Genomic DNA, 25056 nt, shown 5'->3' on the forward strand with positions numbered 1-25056 from the left:
TGAAAGATGTAGCCTACCACGCCAATACGCAGGAGTTCTGGAATTCCTGCACAGCCATTGCCGATAAAAGCGACTATCGTTTGGGTGGCGCGTTTAACGATGGCAAGGGACAGCCGGGACAGTCCAACGCAGTATCGCACGGCAGCGCTACCGCCCGTTTTAATGGAGTAAATGTTATTAACACTGCACGTAAAATCTGATCAATCTTTTATGGCTATATTAAAACAAGACGAAGCACAGGCGCTGCTGAAAAAGGTGCTGGCCTTTTCCAAAGCAGATGAATGTGAGGTAAGCCTCAAAGGCCGCGAAGGCGGTAACATCCGCTATGCCCGTAATGCTGTATCCACCGCAGGTGATATAAGCACCATTACGCTTACCATTAATGCTACTTTTGGTAAGAGAACAGGCCGCACCACTATCAATGAATTTGATGATGCATCCCTGGAAAAAGCGGTACGCCGTGCGGAAGAGCTGGCGCAGCTGGCTCCGGAAGACCCGGAGTACATGCCCTTACAGGGACCGCAAACCTTTAAGGACAGTATAACCTATGTACCGGCAACAGCGGCCATTACGCCGGATACGCGTGCAGCAGCCGTAGCTAAAAGCATACAGGTATCCAAAGAAGCAAAGCTGGAAGCAGCAGGTTTTCTGGAAAATACTACCAGCTTTGATGCGCTGATGAACTCCAAAGGATTATTTGCCTATAACACAGATACGGATATTATTTTCAGCATTACTACGCGCAACCAGGCAGGTACCGGATCCGGCTACGCTGCCCGCGGGTACAATGATGTAAGCAAGCTGGATACCTTTACCGCCACGCAGATAGCCGCCTCCAAAGCCAATGGCTCTGCCAATGCCAAAGCCATAGAGCCGGGTAAATATACGGTGATACTGGAGCCGGTAGCTGCTGCGTATATGATGGAAAACATGTTCCGCGGACTGGATGCCCGTAATGCCGATGAAGGTCGCAGCTTTATGAGCAAGCCCGGTGGCGGTAACCGGATAGGCGAACAGCTGATGGATGAAAAAGTAACCATCTACTCCGATCCCTTTCACCCGGAATTGCCTGCTGCAACCTGGAATAGCGACGGGCAGCCGCAGGAAAAGATAAACTGGATTGAAAAAGGTGTAGTAAAGAACCTGGAATACTCCCGTTTCTGGGCGCAAAAGAAAGGGGTAAAACCGGTACCGGGCCCCAGCAATATTATTATGGAAGGCGGCACTGCCTCGCTGGATGAGCTGATCAAAAGCACGGAGCGTGGCATCCTGGTATCCCGCCTGTGGTACATTCGCATGGTAGACCCGCAAACCCTGCTATTAACCGGCCTTACGCGCGATGGTACTTTTTACATAGAGAATGGCGTGATCAAACACCCCATCGAGAATTTCCGTTTTAATGTAAGCCCGGTGATTCTGCTGAATAATGTGGAAGCATTGGGTAAGCCGGAAAGAACCATCAGCGTAGAATCTTACAGAAGCTACCTGATACCGCCTATGAAGCTGCGGGACTTTACGTTTACTTCGCTGTCGGATGCTGTATAAGAATGTAAAATGTAAAATTTTAAATGTAAAATGTAAAAGGTGAATGCTTTATTCGCGGCATTCACCTTTTACATTTGTGATTTTACATTTGTGATTTTACATTTTCACAGCTCCACCCCCAGCAGCTCGTACATACTTCGTTGCCCCGTTCCCGTAATTACAATAGCCCTTGAATGTTGCGTGCTGCGCACCCAGTCAGCTTCCAGCATTTTATTCAGCAAAGCCGCACCCAGGGCGCCTGCCAGGTGATAGCGCCGTTCACTCCAATCCAGGCAGGGACGCGCCAGCACCCGGCGTTTTTTTTGCAAAGTGGTAATATCAATTTGCAGGGCGGCAAACCAGGCCTGGCCTGCGGGGCTTACGGTATAGGTGTTGTCCTTTTCCTGTAAATATTGTTTAGCCAGCAGGCTATCTGTGATCATTACACCAGCCTTGCCTGCCAGGTGATCATAACAGGTGCGGCAGTGTTTAATGGGCAATGCTTTTTCCGGCGCCTTTTGTTTTTTTGTGGTTTGTGGCGGCACCAGGTTGGCCAGGGCTTCTATGGCATAAGCTACTTCATCGCGTGCAAAGCTGTAATAACGGTGGCGGCCCTGGGCGCTTACTTTCAGCAGATCGGCCTGTACCAGCTTGCTCAGGTGCATGCTGGCATTTTGCGGGGAGGTATCTGCAAACAGGGACAGCTCAGTAGCGGTATACGCCCGCCCATCCAGCAGGGACCATAACATACGCGCCCGCACCGGCTCCCCAATGAGGGAAGCCATGTTTTCAAGATCAGTTGTTTCCATAACACATCACTAAATGAACGTTATAAAAGTAACGGATTTTTATTTTGAAATATGATCCAGGATAAAGGCCAGCCGCTGCTGCACCGGCCCAATGGGAACTACCTGTAAGGTATAACCATATGATTGGTAAATAGCGTAGATGACCCTGTAGGTTTGCACGGCATCTGCATAGGTTTGTTTTCTTTCCGTATCTGTACAGTAAATCTCTTCCCAGGGCGGAAATATAAACACCTGTGGATTGTAGCGGTATTGTTGTGCGGCTGTTTGTAAAGCTGCATTTAACGGTAAATGATTCAATTGTATATGGCCCATCACATCCGGTATGCCGCGGTCAAAAAAGCAGGGGCCTGCCTCCTGTGATGGCGCTGCCTGCCATGCGGCTACAGACTGTACCTGCATTAAATGGGTGTACTGCGCATTATCCTGCCAGGGTACTGCGCTGCCGCCCGTAGCCACTTGCTGCCGAATGATTTCCCGGGCCACTTCCGGTATTACCGGGAAACCCTGTTGTGCCAATAGATCCAACACGGTGGTCTTACCGGCGCCGGGACCACCTGTAAATACAAAGCAATGCGCTTTGCACTGTACGTTTGCTGCCATGAATGTTGATGGATTAAAAGTGAATAATGTGAGGGTGGGATTGCGTTTGTAGTGAGGGGATAAAGATATGAAATATAGTGTTATCTGCATGCTTTGGTGGCTGGGGAATTGCCATAATATAAAGGGAGGACAACCCAAACTGAATGATATTCCTAAAAATAACTTTAAACCCGCAGCTCCAGTGAATGTATCATCTTCGTTAGAGGTAACACAATTGGAAATATCTGTGTCATCCTTAAGGCCAGTAAAAGAATCATTTATGCTCTTTCCAGATCCCTTTTATCTTTGAGCTGGTTGTTTTAATCCTATCGCAGATATACTAAGTGCTATTAAGATTATTCTTATTTAAAGGGCGAATACTCGTTTGCTCACATCCTTAATAGTAGATTTTTTTAAAAACTTAATATATATTATATTGTTTAATAAAATCACCCTAAAATATATCATGGAATCCCTCAATATTCTTCATCTCTCTGATTTGCACATTGGCAATTTTAGATATGAAAACCCAGCAACGCTTGCTATTAAAATCTCAGACATTCTATCTGACCAAGCACGGAAGGTAGATATAGTGATTGTGAGTGGGGATATCTTCGATGGCAGGAGCAAAAATATTGAGAAAGACATTGAGATGGCAGTTGTTTTCTTCAATACTCTTATAGCCCAGCTAGTTTCAAAAAACATCAGCGCAGGTGACTTCGATGTAAATTCAATTTTATTTATCCCGGGCAACCATGACCTGAAGCGAAATTTAGGAAAGGAATATGAAAAATATGATGCGTTTATAGATAAATTTTATCATCATAAGAATTCAAGTAAAGTAACAGTAATAGATAAGTACAACTTTATTTGTGATTTTGCCGAGAAGAAAATCGCTGTCCTTGGATTCAATTCATGTAAAGTACAGGCAGACCAAATACGAGAAGAGGATCTAAAGTGGATCGACGATCTAAACCTCTTAGAATTTAATAACAATGCAGTAGAAATAAGAAAAATAATTAAAAAACATAAAGAGGCAGAAAATAAGTGGGATGATTTTGGCTATGTAGATCCCATAGAGATGGACAACCTTTTTATAGCATTGCGAAAAGAAATACCAAATTATCATGAATATAATATGGTAGCTACTTTTCATCATCATTTTTATCCGTTTCCGGAAATTGTCAATCGGTACCCAGATTCCAGCTTTATAAGAAATTACACAGACGTACTAGACAAATTTCAGAGATATAAGATACAATTAGTGCTACATGGTCATAAACATTTATCTATTCAGAGAGCTATAACGGATAATAAATACTTCGAAAACCCGGAATCAATAATCTACGTACTTTCAGCTGGTAGTATCGGTTGCAAGGATGTTTATAATCCCTCCTTTCAATGGATACGCGTTTATGACAGAAGCTCTTCTAAATTAGCGGATGGAGAAAAATATGATTTTAAAGATGAAGAGTTGGATAATATAAAAGAGTTTACACTTCCTCCACAAAAAAAAGAAGAAAAAAGCGTTTCTCTTCAATTAGTAGATGCATTACAAAGTGAAAACTCCGAATTTTATACTGAATACAAGAAAATAACAGATGATTTTGAACAAACTCTACAGGATAATGGAATAGATAAAATAATAGAAGTAGTAAGTAGTTTGATTACTGTTTTTAATGACATAAAAATCGAACTGCGAAAAAACCCCGAAATAATCTTTATTCTATTATTATCACTGCATTACCGTGTCATCTTTTTAAAACAACTCCACTTCCAAAAACAAGAATTCAATGATTTATTGGAAAGATTAAGAGACGCAATGATTAGAATATCAGGTAATAAGCCATATACTTATTATTTAATAGATTTTTTGTCATCAAGCACTAACAGAGATTTAGGTAAACACTATCAGCTCACTATAAAAAATGTTTTGGGTTCCGAAAAGAGAGTTAGCGCATATACCTCCATAGCATTATTTTTCACGGATTTATTCTTGAATATTAGTCAATACGGCGAATTTTATTTCGAAAAAGAAAAACTAAATCATAAGATCAATATTAAACTTGAAAAAGCGCTGTTCTACAAAAATATCCCTAGTGATTCCATTTCTTTAGAAGCAAATATAGATCGAAGAGCCATCATACTTAATTTTAAATGTAAAGATCCTACTGTTCATAAAGTAGCTGTTTTAATTGTTAAAGACTTTGAAATGCGGTTAGACAAAATCGAAGAAAGTCTAAAAGAAATAAAACTTAAGCTATATTATATTCTGCCCAAAGTTCAACCGCAGAAATATGATTTGGAAAACTTTCATTTCGATGCCTATATTCCAACTCTTTTACCGCTATTGACTGGTGATAACTTATATAAGCAAAAGGAGGTTTTTATCCGCGAGTTAGTACAAAATGCTATCGATGCAACATTATTAAGGAAAAAAATTAAACCTGATGAAAAATTTGATACTAGTATCAATATTGAAGTCGGCACTGAATTCAGAGAATCGAAACCTGTTAAATATTTTAAAATCATTGATCATGGAATCGGTATGTCCAAGTTTACAATAGAACGGTATTTTACAAGTATTGGTAGAAGTTTTTATGTTTCCGAGGAGTTCGATGAATTGAGAAGGGAAAACAATATTCAATATGATCCCATAAGCAATTTTGGAATTGGCTTTTTGTCTTCTTTCATGATTTGCAAGGAGGTGTTGGTCAAAACTAAAAGTGTAATAGAAGAGGATGCCGACAGTGGCTTAGAAATCGAAATTCCCAATTATGACGGATGCTTTTTTATTAGAGAGATATATCTTGATAAGTATGGGACTGAAATTACTTTGTATGAAGATGACCGGCTTTTATTCAACTTTGATAGGTTTGGTGAATATATAAATGAAGTATTTTTAGGATTACCTGTTGATATCAATGTGCACTTTAAGGATAAACCAGGAAAAGATTTTAAAATTGAATCTTATAGAATCCAACAGCAAATGCTCTCTTCGCTACAGAAATCAGGCAATCCTATATTTTACGTTCCAATTTCAGAGGAGAAGAAACAGTCAACGTATTTGCCTTGGGATATATTAATAAGCAGTAATATTGAGACACTAAACCAGTTTGGATTTTTCTTTGATTTCGAACATTGGACTGACTCAATAATTAAGCCCGAAGCAACAATTGCCAATCAAGGATTGAAGATATCAGAGGCTTTTGTTCCCGCTGAAATGATGATGAATAGTGATATACCCTTGATTTATATTAATTATCCCAGTTCTCTCATTCAGTTAGATGTTGCAAGAGAAAAAGTAGTTACATTTAAAGGAAGTGTAGATTTTAAAGATATTCCTACTCAATTAACTAAGCAGATCATGGATTTCCTAATTGGTCGATCTGAATTACTATTAAAAACTACCCTAAATAGAATTAATACTATTAATTACTTAGCAAAAGGAATACTTTTATCAAAAATGCGTTCTAAGATAAATTTGGAATCTTATGCACTAAAAATCACCAAAATACATGGGGGAATACAAATCGCTGTGGTAAAAATAAAGGACATTCCTGATCTATATGATGACAAGAAGATTTGCTATTGGAGCTACTCAGAACTGAGTGATATTGAAGCCTGGAGAGTATTTATCTTGAATTTATATTCTTTTTTTATAAAAAATAATAAATCTGTTTATCGAATATACAATAAATTAAGAACCAATTGGTATACGAGTATAAAAGCTAATAGTGGTAGTGAAGATGATAAAGGAGTAAGAGCATTAAGGATAGTAAAAATATTGGAAAGTCTTAAATATATTAAATTGCCGGCTGAGCAATCGGGGCTGGTAGATAAAATCGAAAAGGTGTTAGATGTTATGACCCAATTCACATCGCAAATTTTTTACACCGAATTCTTTGATATAAATTTCATATCTGGATCCATATTGAAAAATCATGAAGAAAACCATAATATTGGAGAAAAAATGGAAAGGTTTGATGTACTAGAAATGCAGTCTATAGTACATTCGTTATCAGAAAATACCCTCATCAATGAAGAATTGTTCTTAGTGTTATTAGTGTGCTCGATGGAGTTTGATTCTAAAAAGCGTTATGAATATAATTCATCACCACGCTCTTTACTTTGTGCGATTTTAGTCTTAAAAAGTATCATCTTTAAACAGTTGAATGTAGCAAATTATTCTTCTTTCGATTTAAAATTACCTTTGAGGCGACTATTAGATAACAGCTTAAGTAGCAGTTAACCAGAATCTAAAAACCATGGTCTTGCTGTTGAACCTATACTCGAATTTTGTTGATGTTCATGTAGCGAGCTAAAATATAAATTACATACAGCATTCATTCAACGAAAAGAATAGTTTCGTTCACTCTGAGGTCCCCCCATTTGTCGGGTCAGTGTGAGATAGAGAAAGCCGGGCTATTGAGGTCCCCCCATTTGTCGGGTCAGTGTGAGATAGAGAAAGCCGGGCTATCTAAAGATACAAAACTGATGGGAAAAAGATATCTTTTCTGATGCCGTTGGTTTATATTCTACTGCCGCAAAAGACGTCTTTTTATCATCAGGATTTATTTTTATTTCTACCATCTCAATATTCGTTCTGTTTGCAATTGGCTACAAACTGAGCAGGTGTTAGCTCGTTTAATGAGCTATGTGGTCTAAAGGTATTATACTCTTGTACCCAGTTGCTAATTTTCTCATAGGCATCATCCAAGGATAAGAACCAGTTTACGTTTAAGCACTCATCCCTGAATGAACCGTTGAAGGATTCTATGAATGGGTTGTCTGTAGGTTTACCTGGTCTAGAATAGTCCAGGACAACCTTGTTTTCATATGCCCATCGATCAAAATCCTTCGAGATAAATTCACTTCCATTATCGACTTGTATCCGTTTTGGGACGGTGCCATTCTCCCGCTTAAGAGTTTCCAGAGCCTCCACTACATCTATCCCCTTGATGGATTTCCCGACCCGGATCGCATGGCAGTAGCGACTAAAATTATCGACTATAGTTAACGACCTGAATTTACGTCCGTCGAAGAGAGCATCGGCTACGAAATCCATGCTCCAACATTGGTGTAAATTAGTGATATTGGGTCTTTCCAGACGGTGTGCCGCTGATTTATTCCTTCGTGGTCTTTTGCTGCGTAGGTTAAGCCCTTCTTCTTTGTAGATCCTATGAATCCTTTTATGATTGTCCTTAAACCCCTCTCTGCGTAACAGTATGTAAATCCGCCACATCCCATATCTGACCCTCGCCTCTGCAATCTCGCGCATTCGTTGGCGAAGGTGCCGATCTTCTCGGCGGCGCGAACGGTAATGCCAATTGGACCAGGGCATGCAAACTACGCGGCAGGCTCTTCGAAGGGATACCTGGTAGTCGGCAGTTAAATGGGTTACCAACTGCCGTAGTTGACGGGTTTTCAAAGATTTTTTTTTAGCACATCCTGCAACATCTGTTTGTCCAGGCTTAAATCTGCGACAATCTGCTTCAGCTTCGCATTTTCGTCCTGAAGTTGCTTCAGTTGCCTTAGCTCACTCATTCCAAGTCCTCCATACTTTTTCTTCCAGTTGTAAAAAGTAGCTTCGCTGACACCCATTTGCCGGCATACTTCTTGGATCTTTACACCACTGTCCGCCTGCTTAAGCGCAAACACAATCTGGCTTTCGGTAAATTTTGTTTTTTTCATGAGCAATCTTTCATGTTTAAATTATGAATTATTGCCCGATTTCTCTACTTTTCAATGGCCCGATTTATTGGGGGGAGGTCAAAAGAAACCGATGCTAAACCTGGTAAGAGATCTCTTTATTTTCTGTTGTTATACTGGAATGGCTCCAGTTGATATGCAACGATTACGGCCGCGTCAAATCTATACTAGCAACGACAATATTGCCTGGATTACTTATACTAGAGCAAAAAGTAGTACGCCAGCACATGTTCCATTAATAAAAGTACCACTGTCTATCCTTGAAAAATATAAGTTAGGGAAAGATGATTTATCAAGAGAAACTGTTTTCCCATTTGTTACAAATAAGGCACTAAATGATAATCTCAAAATAATTGGAGAAATTTGTGGATTCACGCTTCCTTTGAATTTCTATATGGCAAGGCATACTTTTGCCACAACAGTTACCATGTTACAGGGTGTTCCAATTACCTCTATCAAGGTAATGATGGGTCACCAAAAACTTGAAAGTACCATGATTTATACCAGGGTGAGTAATCCGATTGTGGGAATGGATATGATGTTGGCACAGGAAAGAATGATATAAAATTTAATACCTTCAAAAAACCTAGACCTGCTACTGAGATACTATTTACCTTCGTTCGTGGCAATATTACTCTATAAAACGCTTGTATCTGTCAAACTTTATTATATCTTAGTCAAAAGTATTTGAGTAAAATAATTATTATACTGCTGATTCATTAGCAACCAAAGCATTACTGTGTAACGCTCAATGTTTGATGGCCATCTGGCATACCATCCCGCTGATTAATCTTCTCTATCCTGGGAAACCCATTGACAGGCAGCACAATAGAAAGTAGAAATTTAAAATTGAGAATTGAATTCATTAGACATTAAAATTATATACAAAATGTTATAGATAGAATCATTAGCCCTACACGTACAAGTTTTTTAGGTGCTAAATGTTAAATAAAGCAAAAAACCTTATTTTTGATCTAATTGTAAACTTTATCAATCATTAAGTTATGATAGCAAAATTTTATGCTATTTTGGTTTACAGCTCGTTTCCATAGGTGAATGTTTAGAATACCCCAACAATATTCAACAATCCCTGACCGACGTAAATCCCTATAGTTTAGTTATCCACTTTGTTTGCTACAAATGAAAATTCTTCATACAGCAGACTGGCATATTGGCCAGCTGTTCCACGAATATGACCGTACCTACGAGCACCAGCAGTTTTTAAATTGGCTCCTGGGAACTCTCACAAATGAACACATAGATGTTTTGCTGATCAGCGGAGACGTATTTGATTTATCCAACCCTTCAGCAGCATCTATCAAAATGTTTTATTCCTTTCTGAATCAGGTTGTGAAGGCTAATTCTAATCTGCAAATAATTATTACTGCTGGCAATCACGATTCTGCGGCACGGTTGGAATCTCCCAAGCCACTGTTAGAATCTTCCAGTATTCATATTGTAGGCTTTATAGAAAAAGATGAAAATGGGATGATTGATTACAGTAAAATCACCATACCATTAAAAGATAAAGAGGGCCACACAAAAGCTTGGTGCATCGCTGCTCCTTTTCTAAGAATGGGGGACTACCCTCTAATCACAGATGGCGATAACCCTTACTCAGAAGGCGTTGCAGCATTTTACAAAGGTGCGTATGAGTATGCAGCGTCAGAAAAGGAAGTGGGTCAGGTTATAGTCACAATGGGCCATTTACATGCACAACACGCAGAAGTGGGTGATATAGACAAAATGGAGCGGTTGATCATGGGTGGTGTGGAATGCATTTCCGCATCTGCATTTCACGAGGATATTTGCTATGTCGCTTTGGGGCATATCCATAAAGCACAGCGAATTGGGGGTAAGGAACACATACGCTATTGCGGGAGCCCACTGCCCATGTCTTTCTCCGAAGCTAATTATAGGCACCAGGTCATTGTATTTAATGTAGTAGAAGAGAAAATAGAAAATCTGAACGCTATTGAAATTCCTGTTTCGGTACCATTGATGCGCGTGCCGGCCGTTCACAGCTCGTTTGCAGAAGTTATTGCTTCATTGGAACAATTGACTCCATTTGAAGGAAGCCTCCATACAGCGCCGTACCTGGAAGCACGGGTACTATTGGATGGCCCTGAGCCTGGTCTTCGGCATAAGGTAGAAACAGCACTTACTGGTAAGAATGTACGGCTGGCAAAAATTGACGTACGCTATCAAACAGCATCAACGGCGCAATCAGAAAATACAACAGTTAATCAGGCACAGCTTAACGAGCTGCAACCACTGGATGTATTACATAAAGTGTATCAAAGTAAATATAATAACTCCATTCCCAAAGATCTGTTGAAACTGTTTCAGCAGGTGACCCAGGAAGTAAGTGAAACAGAAGAATAGCGATGAAAATATTGGCCATACGAATTAAAAATCTTGCGTCTCTTGAAGGAAATACAGAAATAGATTTCTCTCAGGAGCCCCTTTGCTCTGCCGGCATATTTGCCATAACCGGTCCTACAGGAGCCGGCAAATCCACCCTATTAGATGCGCTGTGCCTGGCACTCTATGCCAAAATTCCAAGATACCGGTTCGCGGAGAATGGTATTGATATTACGGACATAAAAGGCAGCACGATCAAACAGGATGATGTACGCGGCATATTAAGAGATGGCACATCCGATGGCTTTGCGGAAGTAGATTTTGTAGGCATTGACGGACAACATTACCGTGCCTGCTGGAGTGTCAGAAGAGCCCGAAACAAGGCAGACGGGAATTTACAGGCCCATGAAATGACCTTGAAAAATGTTGGTACCAACCAGGATATCCCTGGAAAGAAAACTGAATTACTCCCGGAGATAGAACGATTGGTGGGCCTGAACTTTGAGCAATTCACCCGTTCGGTATTACTGGCGCAGGGAGATTTTACCGCTTTCTTAAAAGCGGGTAAAGATGAGAAATCGGCATTGTTGGAGAAACTTACGGGAACCCGTATTTATTCAGAAATATCTAAACGTATTTTTGAACATCATCGCGAACAGGCACAACTACTGAGAGACCTGAATACGCAACGGCAAGGCATTACAACGCTGACCGCAGAGGAATTGTTGGTGCTGAAGGAAGAAAAAGAAGCTATTACTACGGTGATACAATCAACAGAAAAACAGTTAGAAGATCTGAATAAAGAAGCTGCCTGGCAGGAGCAGTCCAAAAGATTGCAAACAGAGGGTGCTATTGCAAGGCAACAATATGAAGAAGCAAACAAACATAAAGATGAAGCACTGCCGCGGGAGCATCAGTTGCAACAAATGATACGGATACAAACGATAAAGCCCTCCATTGAAAGTCTTCCTGAGGTGAAATCATCGTTTAATGAAAAAACAATTCAGTTACAACAAACAGAAAGCGAATCGCAATGCTTACAGGAACAAAATACCGTTGTTGCACAGGCTATAGAACAAGCCTCCATTGATCTGGCTGATACAATAAACACGGAAGAAAAAGCCCGTCCTTCATTAGAGGAAGCCAAAAAGCTAGACGTTCAGCTGATTGAAAAAGCAGCACAAATACAACAGGCGAAGGTGGAAGCTGATCAGGCAGCCGATAAGTTGGTACGTCAGGAACAACAATTGTCGGAGCTTAAGCAGAAGGCGGTCGGCCTGGAAGAGAAGATACAGCAGCTCCATCGATGGAAAGCAGCACAAATGCCGCGCCAATTCATTGCGGAGCGGGAAGCACTTATTCTATCTAAACTCCTAGATGCCAAAGCCCTGCTGGAAGATGCAGCAACCTCGTCGGCACGCATCCAAACTGCGAAAGCCAATACGCAAGTTTACCGGCATCAGCAACAACAGTTGGAACAGGCGCAGGCGGTCCTTCAAGTTTCCTTACTACAGACGCAACAAGAGTTTGACACCTTAAAAGAAGCGATACCCGGCATCGTCATCGCCGACTTGCAACAGGAAAAATCGGTGGTAGATACGTCCCTCCAAGATATTGTTACAATAGCAGCACATTGGAAACTATTGTACCGTGCTACATGTGACAGAAAAGAGTTACAGGAGTCTGCTGAACGGAATAAAAAAGCATTGGAGAAAGGAAAACAAACATTGGTAGTTGTTACTGAACAGCTCAGAACCCGTAAAGTAGAACGCGATACCTCTTTAAAAATGCTGGAAAAAGCCCGGTTAACGGTGGCTGAAAATGTAGAGCGCTTGCGGGCACAATTAGTGGCCGAAGAAGCCTGCCCAGTATGCGGCAGCACATCGCATCCTTATGCGGTACACCATCCGCGGGAAGATTTCGTACTCAAGGAGCTGGAGAAGGATTACGGGGAAATAGATGCACAATATGACCAATTGCTAGCGCAGCACAGTGGATTAGAGCAAGCTAATGAGCAGGTGCAACTGTTAATCAAAAAACAGGAAACAGATCTGATGGAAAAGACAGCAGAGATTGACAGCTTAGAAAAAACCTGGCAAACCTTTCAGATTTATACGGCCTGCATAGCGCAACCAGAAGTAGAAAGAAGCAATTGGCTGGATCAACAACATCAGGAACAAAAGAGCCGGCAATTTCAACTGCAGCAAAAAATACAAAATTACAACCAGCAACAGGCACAACTCGATGTTTACAAAAGGCAACTTGATGAACAACACAGCCAATGGACCGATGCAGCTAATGAGCTGAAAGACGTAGAACGGAAATTGCAGGTCGTACAAGAGCAACAAGTGAATAGCGAGGCGGAATTACAAAAAGCAACACACAATCTGAACAGCATTCAACAGGAACTGTCTGTTTATTTTCCTACGGAGGAATGGTTCCAAAACTGGCAAGCAGATGCAGACGCCTTTACGGCAAGTATTACCGCATTTGCGACCCAATGGAGAACCATTAGCCTTGAGCTGGAAGAAGGGGCAAAAGAGCAAATAGCTCTCAGGGGAACAGTAACATCCGGTGAAGAACAAGTAAATAGCCTACGGCATCAAGTAGCGCAAAAACAGGAAAGGCAGCGACAATTGCAAACAGAATCAGGTGGTCTTGCCGATCGGCGAAAAGCTATTTTCAATGGCGATAACATTGTTTCCATGGAAGCAAGGCTCAAAAAAGCCATCGGTCAGGCCCGGCAAAAACTCGATGCACACAAGGCAGAAAAAGAAAAGGTTCAGCAGCATATTACGCGAACGGCAACACTGGGCGAACAACTGAAACTGGATATAACCGCTTTACAGCAACAACAAACGGTGCTCCAGGAAAAGATTGCGGGATGGATCAACACCCATAATGAGCAATATCACACTACACTCACACAGGAAATGTTGTACCCTTTACTAGCCTTTACCCCCGAATGGATAGAAGCAGAACAAACTTCCTTACGTACCCTGGCCGATGCGGTAACCAGGGCCAAATCAATATGGGAAGAAAGGTATAAAGCATTGGAGCAGCATAGCACACAACGTCTTTCTGAAAGAACCGCGGATGAAATAACCGCTTTGGTAGCGGACTTAAAACAACAACTGCTGCTGCAGCAAAAAATAGACAATGAAATTGGCTTTAAGCTGCAACAGGACGAAACGAACAAAGCGCAAACAAGAAGCCTATTGGCTGCCATAGAAAACCAAATGTTGGTGGTAGACAACTGGGCAAAGCTCAATGAAATCATAGGCTCTTCCGACGGCAAAAAATTCCGGCAGATAGCTCAGGAATATACCCTGGATGTACTGCTCGGCTATGCCAATGTGCATCTGGAAATACTCAGCAAGCGGTACCTGCTACAACGTATTCCCAACTCCCTAGGGCTACAGGTCGTGGATCAGGACATGGGCGATGAAGTGCGCACTGTCTACTCGCTTTCCGGCGGCGAATCTTTCCTGGTATCGTTGGCATTGGCTTTGGGTCTTGCTTCCCTGTCCTCCAGCCGCATGAAGGTAGAATCCTTATTTATTGATGAAGGCTTCGGCTCCCTTGATCCTGCCACCCTCAACATAGCTATGGATGCCCTCGAACGCCTACACAACCAGGGACGCAAAGTAGGTGTGATCTCCCATGTGCAGGAAATGACGGAGCGGATACCGGTTCAGATTAAGGTGAGTAAGCAGCAAAGTGGGAGGAGTAAGGTGGAGGTCATTGGATCTTAATTTTTAACACAATAGACTTAGATATGGAAATAAAATTTTTACCGGCGTTTAATGGAGATTGCATTTTGATTTCATTTGAACATAAGGGTGGTAAAAAAAACATTTTAATAGATGGGGGAATTCCAAGAACCTACCTACGTCATTTAAAGCCTACATTAGAAGAGCTGGTTCAAAATGAAGAAAATATTGATTTACTCATTGTAACTCATATCGACGATGATCATATTGGCGGTATAAAGGAGTTGTACCAGGATACTAAGCTCAATAAAGATTTTATTAAAGAGGTTTGGTTTAATTCAGGTGATTTGTTATCGGACTATTTTAATACAAAAAGAGATGCAAACAGGGTTGTAGAGATAATTAAAAATGACCAAACTTCTATGAGTGTTGGTCAAGGCGTTACTTTGGAGAAAGCTTTAAAAGAAGAAAAGGGTAACTGGGCTCAATATCTTACTAGCGTTTCTAATAATAAAATAGATTTCTTTGGCCTCTCCATCACTGTTCTGTCTCCTAATGAGGAAGGTTTACAGAAGCTTCATAAACACTGGCAAACTGAGACTGATAAAAAGATTACAATGTCTGAAGAGCACGATGATTTTAATATTCCGATCTCTGAATTAGTAAAACGCAAGTTTAGTGAAGACAAGGCTATTCCTAACGGAAGCTCGATAGCCCTTTTAATAGAAAAAGATAATAAGTCCGTACTGCTACTTGGCGATGCTCATCCAAGTGTAATTTCTGAGTCTCTGAAGAAATTAGAACTTGCTTCGAATGAAAACAAATTGAAACTGGATTTAGTAAAGATTTCTCATCATGCCAGTAAAGGGAACACAAGCCCCAGACTTTTGTCTTTAATTGAATGTAACAAATTTATTGTGTCAACTGATGGAAGTAAACATGGATTGCCAGATAAAGAGGCCATCGCTCGTATCATTGTTTCTCAACCAGAGCCTACTATTTATTTTAACTATGATAAAATCTCAGAAGAAATTTTCACTAAAGAAGACAAAGAGAGCTATGCTTTCAGTTGCGGTCTCCTTTCAGAAACGAATTATTCAATAAAACTGTAGTTATGCCAACAATTGAAGAGCAATTGAGATTTTTCGCTGTAAAAGTAAATGAAGGAAGCGGGTGTTTGTTTCAGCCTGATTCCAATGAATATACTTATGTGCTTACAGTAAAGCATAATCTTGAAGTTACAAATGGAGCGGGTGAAAAAATATTAAAGCCATTAGCTGATATTAAAATATACCGGAATAATGCTGATGGAGAACCCATATCTGATATTATAGCATGCGAACCACATGAAACATTAGATATAGCGTTGATTGTAATACCATACATAGGTGATTCTGAAATGATATTGACACATTCGCTTCCAGCAAAAGATGAATCGCTATTTCTTTATGGGTACCCTTCCAGGTTAAAAGATGATAAAAATGACAAGCGAGAAAATGTTCGTTGTTTTTGCGACATGCAAAGAGAGCATCAATTAAGTACAGAAATTCGAACTGAACAAGGTCAACATACATGGGATATTAACACCCAAAATGCTATGGTAGGTTTTTCAGGATGTGGTGTTTTTACAGATATCAATGGCGTCATAGTATTAAAAGGAATATTTCCGGAATTAAAAGACCCTACTGGGGCTAATAACAAGCTGATTATGTTCTATATATCTAACTTCGACTCTATTGCCGATAAGTTAAATCGAAAGCACCTTATACCGTCTAACCTTTTAAGTTTTAAATCATATTCTAACAAGGCTTTTAAAAGAGTTAATCCTGGATTAAAGCACCTTTTTAGTAACAATATTGAACAAGTTACTAACGGCACAATCTCTCCCATAGCCATTGCAGAGCGGAATAAAAACAGTTTAACACTTCCTGTCTCAATAAACTATTTAGATAACCTTTCTCAATCAAAGCTTTGGGAAGCTTGGCTCGAATTATTAACAGTATTGAATATTGCGGTACCTGAAAATGAAGATTTGGAATTTTGTTGTAGCAAAGTACCACTATATTTTTCCGCAAATGAGAATCACATACAAAGACTGATCAAATTATTCCTTTCTGACAATACGCTAAGAAGTCAAATAAAAAAGGATTCTTTAATAGCATTTTCAAGCACTGAAGCTTCAGGCGGAAGAGAATTTTTAAACAAGGAGGAGATTAGAAAGATTGTAGCTATTCTAAACCAACCTGATTTTTTTAATGATAAGATGATGATTGGAAATGCTACACAAGTTCCTGGATTCTCATGTGTTCATATAGATCATTTCTCTACCAAAATAGATCAGTTAAATGTAGATGAATTGAGATCAGAAGAAATCTTAGAATTGATAAAGCAAGAAATTAAAAACATCTTGAATTATGCTTCATAAAAAAGAATTTCCACAGAATTTTCTTTTGAACGCTAAGAATGAATATGCTGACAGGCAGTTTGAGTATTGGACTTATGAAGTAGATGCCAGAGCTCCTTACTCTTGCCATTTGTTTACTATTGTGTGCAATGGTAATGCAGCACTTAGTGACTGTTGGGAAGATCTCACAGAAAATATTGCGATAAATTTCCAAATAAACCTCGAAAGAGAAATAGAACGATGGAATATTTACCTTCTATTCCTGTTAGAAAATGAAGTTCCAAAAGAGATAAAGTACAAGGTCGAACAAGATAAATATTGTTGTAGAAAGCTTGTAGAAGATAACTTGAAAACTAGTGAATTCTCTGAAGCTTATATCAGCCAATTAATTCAAGATAAAATATTTTCTGTTCGGCAAATCAATAGTGATAAGACTATGGAAGGACTGTCAATTAGCAGAAGTGTTGAAACGATAATTCAAGCAGCTAATGGCAACATATTACCAGCTTTAAAGGACTTCAAAAGCAATAAGCATATAAGCCCATTTTACTTAAAATTTAAAGGACTTAATAATGGAGAGTAATAATATTAAATTAAGCAAAATAGAATTAGAGGCATTTAGAGGTTACAGAGATAAAGTCATTTTTGACTTCAAACTGCCTGAAAACAAAATTGCTGATATTATTGCCATATATGCACCAAACGGTTTTGGTAAAACGTCCTTTTTTGACGGCGTGGAGTGGAACACGAAGGGACGTATTGAACGCTTTGAAGAAAACACCAAAATCAGAAATGCAGCAAAAGAATTTGGAGGCTCCATTTTAAAAAATAGGGAATCATTTTTAGAACAAGGGACTGTGAGTGTATTTGATGTAAATAATTTCTTCTTCACTCGCTGCACTTCAAAAAGTGAAAACGGTGACCTATTAGCTGGAACAATAGAAAGTAAGAGTAATTCCCCTATCAAAAATATTGGAAAATATAAAGATTTTAAAAAAATAGAAATTCTGCCACAGTCAAGGATTGATTCATTCTTGAGTTCCAATACACCAGAAGAAAAATATCAGGCATTACTTGACTTCTGGGATGGAAATGATGAGTCGGATTATTTTGTAGGTGTTTCAAAATTTTATGAAGAAAGCGAAAAAGAAAGGGGAAATATAATTGACAATATTCAGAAACTTACAAATAAAATAGCTGAACTAACGACTTCGGAGAGCAGAATCAGTTTCTTCAATAGTTTAGTAAAAGAGATCAATTCGAAGGTAAGTAATACTCCAACTATTCAGGAATTTAATGAACAAACCTCGGACATAGAATTTGAAAGTATAGTCAGAGCAATAAATAACAATACGGCGTCGATTTCATCCAGATTAGAGCAAACAGAATCAAGACAAGTACATTTAGTTGCTTTGGAAGAAGGTCTTGCTTTGTATATAAAGAATAATGAGCTCATTCTGATTTTATCAAATGACATCAAGGGTTTACAATCGACAATAAACAATTTCCAACAACTGGAAACCAAACAGGTGGAACAGAAAAGATTAGATGCGAAACTTCAGAAAGAGCAAACCGACTTAGATGAAATCAAATTAATCTTCTCATCAAAAGAAGATTTTTCGGCCATAGTTAGTCAAATTGGAGGATTAGTAAATGAGCGAAATAATATAACAGGAGAGAAACCCATCCTTATACAGCAAAAAAACAGTACAGAAAAGGACCTGAAAAGTAAAACGGACAGATTAAAGAGCCTATTGGATAATGAAATTAAATACAATGACAATTTTGAACGTTTGGCAGATGTATTCAAGGCCATAGAAGCAAATAGAAAAAGAATTGAATCATCAAATAATCGCCTCTCGCTTTCTAAAACAATAAAAGAAGCAAGGAGCAATCTAGCATTGGCAATAAGAAACGAATTAAATATTATTCAGAGCTTATTGTTTCTTAAGCTTGAGTCGTTTTATAGTACAGAATATACTTATGGTGGATTCAAAGAGCTGGCTTCAGAAATAAAAAATGAATTTAAAATTATTGTATCATTAAATGATACATTAAAAGAGCTGCGATCAGAGTATAACAAAAAAGGAAGTCTAAATGAAAATCTGCAAAAGATTATTGAGTTGGGCAAAGATTTTATATCTCGAACAGAAACCAATACATGCCCGCTTTGTAACACGCCTCAGGATGATTTCGAAAGGCTATTATCTTGTATTTCCAGCCAAAAGGAGGATGCTTTAAGCCTCAATCAATCTTTTGAAAAGATACAATCACTTGAATTGGATATTAAAAAAGCGACAGATATCCTAGAGGAAAAATATGAATCGCTGTTAACAAAGTTGAGGCAAACTCTCTCCGAATTGACAGATAGGCTCAGCACTATTAACTCAAAAATATTGGGAACTGAAGCTCTGATCAATTATTACTCAGTTATTGACACTTTATTTGAATCTGAGAATAAAAGGCTTAGGGCTCAATACGATGCTATTGAATCAGAAAATGGACTTTTAAAGTTGCAGTTGGAGGATTTAGACAATTTAAAAGAAAGTCTGGCACAATCAATTACTGAAAGTGAGAAGAAATTTGAGGAGTTAAAAGAAAAAATAACTGGTAGCGATCATCATGTTGAAGAAACTGAGGCTAAAATGGAGCTATTACGCCAAAATCCACAATATATCAGGGTTAATTCATTCTTGGAAAAGAAAACGATTCCACAGTCTGATTATTTAGAAGCAGGGCTAGAGAAAATGATACGTGAGACAGAGGGAAATATCCAAAAACTTAGAGAGCAAATTGCTTCGTTGCAGGTGCAAACAGACGACTTAACCAAAAGCATTGAGGGAAAGAATAAGGATGATATAGAAAAAGATTTGACAGAGAAAATAACTAAATTAAATGATATCGAGGCGAAGGTAGCTCAATACAAGAGCCAATATAAATCCATTACTGGAAGGGATGAGCTTACAATTGATATTATTAGGCAAAACTTATCAGACAATAAAAATTTTATTCAGAATTTAAAAGATGTTGATGTTAAAATTCGTGAGCTACAAGCTAACATTCAAGTTATGCAGCAAAACATAGAGCTTAATAAGCTTAAAAACGAATATAAAGAGAAACAAAAACAATTGAAAGCCTTAGAAGAAGCTACCGAGAAATTAAGAACATTAAAAGGGGAGTTGTCTGATTTTCTTATACAAAAGATTAACTCAGTATTAAATCAGGAAATAATCAATGACATCTATAAAAAAATTGACCCACACCCTGATTTCAAAACTATAAAACTTATACCGCAGTTTGATGGAGTAAAACCGAAGCTATTTATTAAAGCTGTGAACGAAGAAAGTAACGATGAAATTGATCCTATTCTTTATCTAAGTTCTGCACAGGTAAATATTCTTTCCCTTAGCATATTCTTGGCAAAAGCGCTTCAAAATAAAGATGTAATGGTCAATACGATATTTATGGACGATCCCATCCAATATTTAGACTCCATTAATGTACTATCCTTTATTGACTTGCTGCGTAGTATTACTGCCGATAAGCAGTTAGATAGACAAGTAGTTATTTCAACACATGACGAGAATTTTTTCAACTTATTGAAAAAGAAATTCGATCCCGAATATTACAAAGCAAAATTTATAGAGTTTGAGTCTTATGGTAAACTTAAAACGAATTAATGAATAAAAGCAATCTCCTCAACGAAAATTATGAGAGTATCTACACTAAAAATAAAGGGCTACAAATCATTTGGACCAGAAGGAGTAGCTGTCACTTTGCAGGATAAACTTGCTGCATTCATAGGCTTAAACAGTGCCGGTAAAACATCCGCACTTGAGGCCCTAAAGAAGTTATTCAGCTCATCGTTGAATGAACGGGAAATTTATCGGCAAGATTTCCATATTGGGAGAGACGAAAATCCGGATGAAATAACAGAAAAAGAACTTTCTATAGAGGTGAGGCTAGATTTTTTCGAAGATGAACAGGAGGCCGTCCCTCATTTTTTTTCTGAGATGGTGGTTGATGAGAAAGGGTCAGATCCTTATCTGCGTGTGCGCTTAGAAGCGATCTGGAAAAGAACGGACCTTACACCCGAAGGAGAAATTGATGTTAAAACCTATTTCATTAAAGTAGCTGAAGGAGAACAGGAACAAGCTGACAGTAAGAAAATTTTCCCTAACCATTACAGGAGTCTTATCCAAGTGTTGTATGTTCCGGCTATTCGAAGACCTGCAGAACAATTGAAATATGCTTCCGGCAGTATCTTATACAGGGTACTCAGAAAGATAAAATGGAGTGATGAGTTCAAAGAAGGCTTTGATGAAAAAATAAGCGAGATAAATGATGCATTTAGGGGACTCCCTGAGTTTAGTACGGTTCAGGATTCTATTGCCGAATTCTGGCAGAAATTTCATAAAGACGAACGTTATAAGGATACTTTACTTGGATTTGGGGGAAGTGATTTTGATGCTATACTCAAAAAATTGGAAATTTCATTTAGTCCAACAGGTATTCATAAAACATTTAGTATTGATGAATTGGGAGAGGGTTACCGTTCCTTGTTTTACCTAACACTGGTATGCTCCCTTTTGGACATAGAAGAAAAACTAGCTGAAGAAGAAGACAACGAAACTATAGGTATTACCAGGCCGCTTCTTACTATCCTTGCTATAGAAGAACCCGAAAACCATATTGCTCCGCAATTGTTAGGCAGAGTCATAAAAATCCTTAAAACAATAGCGGAAAAAGAAAATTCTCAGGTATTGTTATCATCGCATACCCCAGCTATCATAAAAAGATTAGACCCTGAATGTATTCTCCATTTCAGAATTACGGAAGAGTATGAAACCGAAGTGAATCAAATACTGCTTCCTGAAAAAGAAGATGAAGCATACAAGTATATAAAAGAAGCAGTTCACAACTATCCTGAAATATATTTTGCGCGGTTAGTAGTTATCGGGGAAGGCGATAGCGAGGAAGTCATCTTCAATAGATTGATGAGCGTCCTGAAGACAGATTTTGATGACAACATTATCACATTTGCTCCATTGGGCCATCGGTTTGTAAATCATATTTGGAAGCTGCTAAAAGCTCTACACATACCATATATTACCCTGCTTGATCTGGATACAGAAAGAGAAGGCGGCGGTTGGGGGCGGGTGAAGTATGCTTTGCAACAGCTCATTCAAATTGGAGTAAAGAAAAAGAGTCTTTTGAAACTGTCAGATGACAGCATTCTTTCCGATGAAAGATTGGATAAAATGCATACTTGGAGCCTAACTGAAAAAGAATCTATCAAGGATTTAAATAGTTGGGTTAATTATTTGCGGAAGTATAACATATTTTATTCTAATCCACTCGATCTGGATTTTCTAATGCTCACTCATTATCCTGAATTTTATAAAAAATCCGTCCCTAAGGGAGGAGGACCAAGAATACCTGATAAAGATGAAGAATCAGAAAAATTTGAAGAAAAGCTAAAAAGTGCTGTTCAGGCAACATTAAAATCGGAGGACGCAACAGGTGAGACTTATTCTGATGAAGAAAAGGAATTGATGATTTGGTATAACTACCACTTTTTAGGACGTGGAAAGCCTACTACGCATATTCAGGTTTTATCTTCACTGAATAACAGGCAAATCAAGGCAAATCTCCCACCGATATTTACTGAAATTTTTGATTTGATTCCTTCAATCTTAAATCCACCACCAGCAGAAGATGAAGAGAATTAAGCCAGAAATATGGAAACCGGCGGATGATATGATCCTCGAGCCAAATGCACTTGATATTGCAAAAGATTCAGGAGATAATTTAGTTGTTGCAGGTCCAGGTGCTGGCAAAACAGAATTATTAGCTCAGAAAGCCACTTATCTTCTGCAAACTAATACTTGCCCTTTCCCTTTTAAAATTTTAGCCATAAGTTTTAAAAGGGATGCTGCATACAATTTAAAAGAACGAGTGCGGCAGCGTTGCGGAGATGAACTTTCCAGAAGATTTGATTCCTTAACTTTTGATTCATTTGCAAAGCAAATCTTAGATAGGTTTAAACAAGCCTTGCCTAATGAAGTTAAGATCAATAATGAGTATGATGTAGTACTTAGTGACCAGGACATATTGGCTCATTATCGTGCGGGAAATATCGACTATTTCAGTACAACTGCTAAAGATGTAATACTGACATTGCACTCTGCACAATTGCCACATAGCAACAACAATCTTGGAGAAAGCATCAGAAAAAAAGTTTGGAAAAAAATGTTAACAGCTTCTCCATCAAAGATATCCTTCAAAATGATAATGCGGCTGGCGGAGTATATTATCAATACCAATCCTAAAATAAAGCAATATTTACAGCAGACATATCAATATGTATTTCTGGACGAGTTCCAGGACACAACCGGAATTCAATATGATTTATTTAAAAGTTGCTTTTTAGGCAGTGATAGTTTTTTTACCGCTGTAGGAGACGATAAGCAGCGAATAATGACATGGGCGGGTGCACAAACAACAGTATTTCATGATTTTATTTCCGATACCGGAGCAACACGAGTTCCTCTTACAATGAATTTCCGCTGTGCTCCACGATTAGTAACACTATTAAATCACCTCACTGAACATTTGCTTGGCAAAACGGACTTTGCAACACCCTCGCCTAAATGGCATCCTGATCAGGGCGAATGTTCTGTTTGGGTGTTTGATCATCCTAATGCTGAAATGCAGATACTGCTTCAGGAAGTTCATAATTGGGTTACAGTAGAGGGCGTAAATCCAAGGGATATTTGCATTCTAGTGAAACAGCAATTATCAACATATGTTGGTAATCTGATCAATTACTTTAATAAAAATGAAATTAAAGCTCGTGATGAAAACAAATTCCAAGACATACTTACACAAGATGTCTGTGTTTTTATTATTAATGCCCTGCATGCAATATTTGATCCCAAAAACAGCTCTGCCAGGCAAATCGCTTTTAGTTTTCTGAGTAATCTGCACACAGAATTGGAAGATCATCAATTACTGAAACTGGAAGGCATTTTATCACAATTTATCAAAAAAAGCAGAAAAGACTATTCAGCATCGCCATTGACTGACGATCGGATTAAAAAAATTATCTCTGAAACAATCGAATTCGCTGACAGAGATCGTATAAAAGCCAGTTTTCCAACATATAGAAATTCTGCTGTCCTAGACTCGTATATAAAAGAAGTAGAAGACGAATTAATTAAAAATTACAACAGTTCAAAAGACATACTTGTTGCTTTAGATATGCTTATCGGAAAAGAAACTATCCCTGTGATGACGATTCATAAAAGTAAAGGTTTGGAGTATCATACAGTTATATTTATCGGATTGGAAGATGGGGCTTTCTGGACTTTTCAACAGCAGGAAGATGAAGATAAATGCGCATTTTTTGTAGCGCTATCAAGAGCCAAGGAAAGAGTTGTATTTACATTTAGTAAGCAAAGAGAAGATAAATATGGAAGAATGAGAAATCAAAGCATAAATGATATAAAAATTCTCCTTCAAGAGCTTGAAAATTCTGGCATTGTAAATATGATAGAAAGAAAACCCTAACTCAAAGCATTGCATGTAATATGAAAATTGATGGAATCGAAAATATTATTTCACTGCAGGATTTCTATTTTCCTATTGAAAAGAAAGCCCTATTCCTTGAAAAAGATCACGACATAGTAGAGGACTTTCTGAAGTACAAAAGCAAAACAAATTCAGATGAAGAAAGAAATTTCTTCAATGGGAAATAGAGATATTTCTATTTTTATTCCATGGCGGACGGCTTTTTTCTTTCTCAATAAGTAATGGTGTATAATCCGGACTAAACTGAACCACTAATTCCGGATCAAAGTGAACCGTATCCCCAGAGACTATTACAAAAAGTGTGTCAGTAAAAAGTTGATTAACTTTAAACTGACCATATGGAAAAGCAAAACTTTGA

Annotated in this window: 14 protein-coding genes and 2 pseudogenes; 12 read left to right on the forward strand and 4 right to left on the reverse strand. The window is 38.6% G+C overall.

Annotated features, from left to right (window positions below; translation table 11 throughout):
* Window positions 1-200: pseudogene (locus KVT36_RS30320) on the forward strand (hypothetical protein); the annotation flags it as partial.
* A gap of 10 nt (window positions 201-210) precedes the next feature.
* Complete coding sequence (locus KVT36_RS30325; RefSeq protein WP_217607176.1) at window positions 211-1545, forward strand: TldD/PmbA family protein; 1335 nt, start codon at window positions 211-213, stop codon at window positions 1543-1545.
* A 104-nt stretch (window positions 1546-1649) separates the two neighbouring features.
* Here the strand turns inward: KVT36_RS30325 and KVT36_RS30330 are convergent, their stop codons facing one another.
* Window positions 1650-2333 (reverse strand): helix-turn-helix transcriptional regulator, encoded by a 684-nt coding sequence (locus KVT36_RS30330; protein WP_217607177.1) that lies wholly within the window; start codon window positions 2331-2333, stop codon window positions 1650-1652.
* A gap of 39 nt (window positions 2334-2372) precedes the next feature.
* Entirely contained in the window at window positions 2373-2933 is a 561-nt protein-coding gene (locus KVT36_RS30335; protein ID WP_217607178.1) for an AAA family ATPase, read from the reverse strand.
* Between the two features lie 445 nt (window positions 2934-3378).
* On the opposite strand from KVT36_RS30335, the gene KVT36_RS30340 reads away from it, so the two are divergent.
* Window positions 3379-7164, forward strand: a complete 3786-nt coding sequence (locus tag KVT36_RS30340) for a metallophosphoesterase (RefSeq protein WP_217607179.1) — start codon at window positions 3379-3381, stop codon at window positions 7162-7164.
* A 342-nt stretch (window positions 7165-7506) separates the two neighbouring features.
* On the opposite strand, the pseudogene KVT36_RS30345 reads toward KVT36_RS30340, so the two are convergent.
* A pseudogene (locus tag KVT36_RS30345) lies at window positions 7507-8606 on the reverse strand (IS3 family transposase).
* On the opposite strand from KVT36_RS30345, the gene KVT36_RS30350 reads away from it, so the two are divergent.
* From KVT36_RS30350 to KVT36_RS30390, 9 genes are all read left to right on the forward strand, one after another.
* Window positions 8605-9189, forward strand: a complete 585-nt coding sequence (locus tag KVT36_RS30350) for a site-specific integrase (protein ID WP_217607180.1) — start codon at window positions 8605-8607, stop codon at window positions 9187-9189. The pseudogene KVT36_RS30345 and the gene KVT36_RS30350 overlap by 2 nt on opposite strands.
* A 575-nt stretch (window positions 9190-9764) precedes the next feature.
* Entirely contained in the window at window positions 9765-11009 is a 1245-nt protein-coding gene (locus tag KVT36_RS30355; RefSeq protein WP_217607189.1) for an exonuclease SbcCD subunit D C-terminal domain-containing protein, read from the forward strand.
* Between the two features lie 2 nt (window positions 11010-11011).
* Window positions 11012-14743 (forward strand): AAA family ATPase, encoded by a 3732-nt coding sequence (locus KVT36_RS30360; protein ID WP_217607181.1) that lies wholly within the window; start codon window positions 11012-11014, stop codon window positions 14741-14743.
* Window positions 14744-14766: 23 nt separating this feature from the next.
* On the forward strand, window positions 14767-15813 hold the full coding sequence (locus KVT36_RS30365) for a ComEC/Rec2 family competence protein (RefSeq protein ID WP_217607182.1): 1047 nt from the start codon (window positions 14767-14769) through the stop codon (window positions 15811-15813).
* 2 nt (window positions 15814-15815) lie between these two features.
* The gene (locus KVT36_RS30370; RefSeq protein ID WP_217607183.1) at window positions 15816-17126 is read left to right on the forward strand and encodes an ABC-three component system protein; all 1311 of its coding nucleotides are present in this window, start codon (window positions 15816-15818) and stop codon (window positions 17124-17126) included.
* Window positions 17116-17688: an ABC-three component system middle component 1 gene (locus KVT36_RS30375; protein WP_217607184.1), complete on the forward strand. Its 573-nt coding sequence runs from the start codon at window positions 17116-17118 to the stop codon at window positions 17686-17688. The genes KVT36_RS30370 and KVT36_RS30375 overlap by 11 nt, the downstream gene beginning before the upstream one ends.
* On the forward strand, window positions 17678-20785 hold the full coding sequence (locus tag KVT36_RS30380; protein ID WP_217607185.1) for an AAA family ATPase: 3108 nt from the start codon (window positions 17678-17680) through the stop codon (window positions 20783-20785). The genes KVT36_RS30375 and KVT36_RS30380 overlap by 11 nt, the downstream gene beginning before the upstream one ends.
* 30 nt (window positions 20786-20815) lie before the next feature.
* Complete coding sequence (locus KVT36_RS30385) at window positions 20816-22837, forward strand: ATP-dependent endonuclease (protein ID WP_217607186.1); 2022 nt, start codon at window positions 20816-20818, stop codon at window positions 22835-22837.
* Window positions 22824-24677 carry a UvrD-helicase domain-containing protein gene (locus tag KVT36_RS30390; protein WP_217607187.1) on the forward strand — a complete coding sequence of 618 codons (1854 nt, stop codon included), beginning with the start codon at window positions 22824-22826 and terminating at the stop codon, window positions 24675-24677. Before KVT36_RS30385 ends, KVT36_RS30390 begins: the two co-directional genes overlap by 14 nt.
* 174 nt (window positions 24678-24851) lie before the next feature.
* Here KVT36_RS30390 and KVT36_RS30395 read toward each other — a convergent pair.
* Window positions 24852-25056: hypothetical protein (locus KVT36_RS30395; RefSeq protein ID WP_217607188.1), on the reverse strand; the 205-nt coding region annotated here is incomplete at its 5' end.

It is taken from the genome of Chitinophaga sp. GbtcB8, from assembly GCF_019091455.1.
GTDB lineage: Bacteria > Bacteroidota > Bacteroidia > Chitinophagales > Chitinophagaceae > Chitinophaga.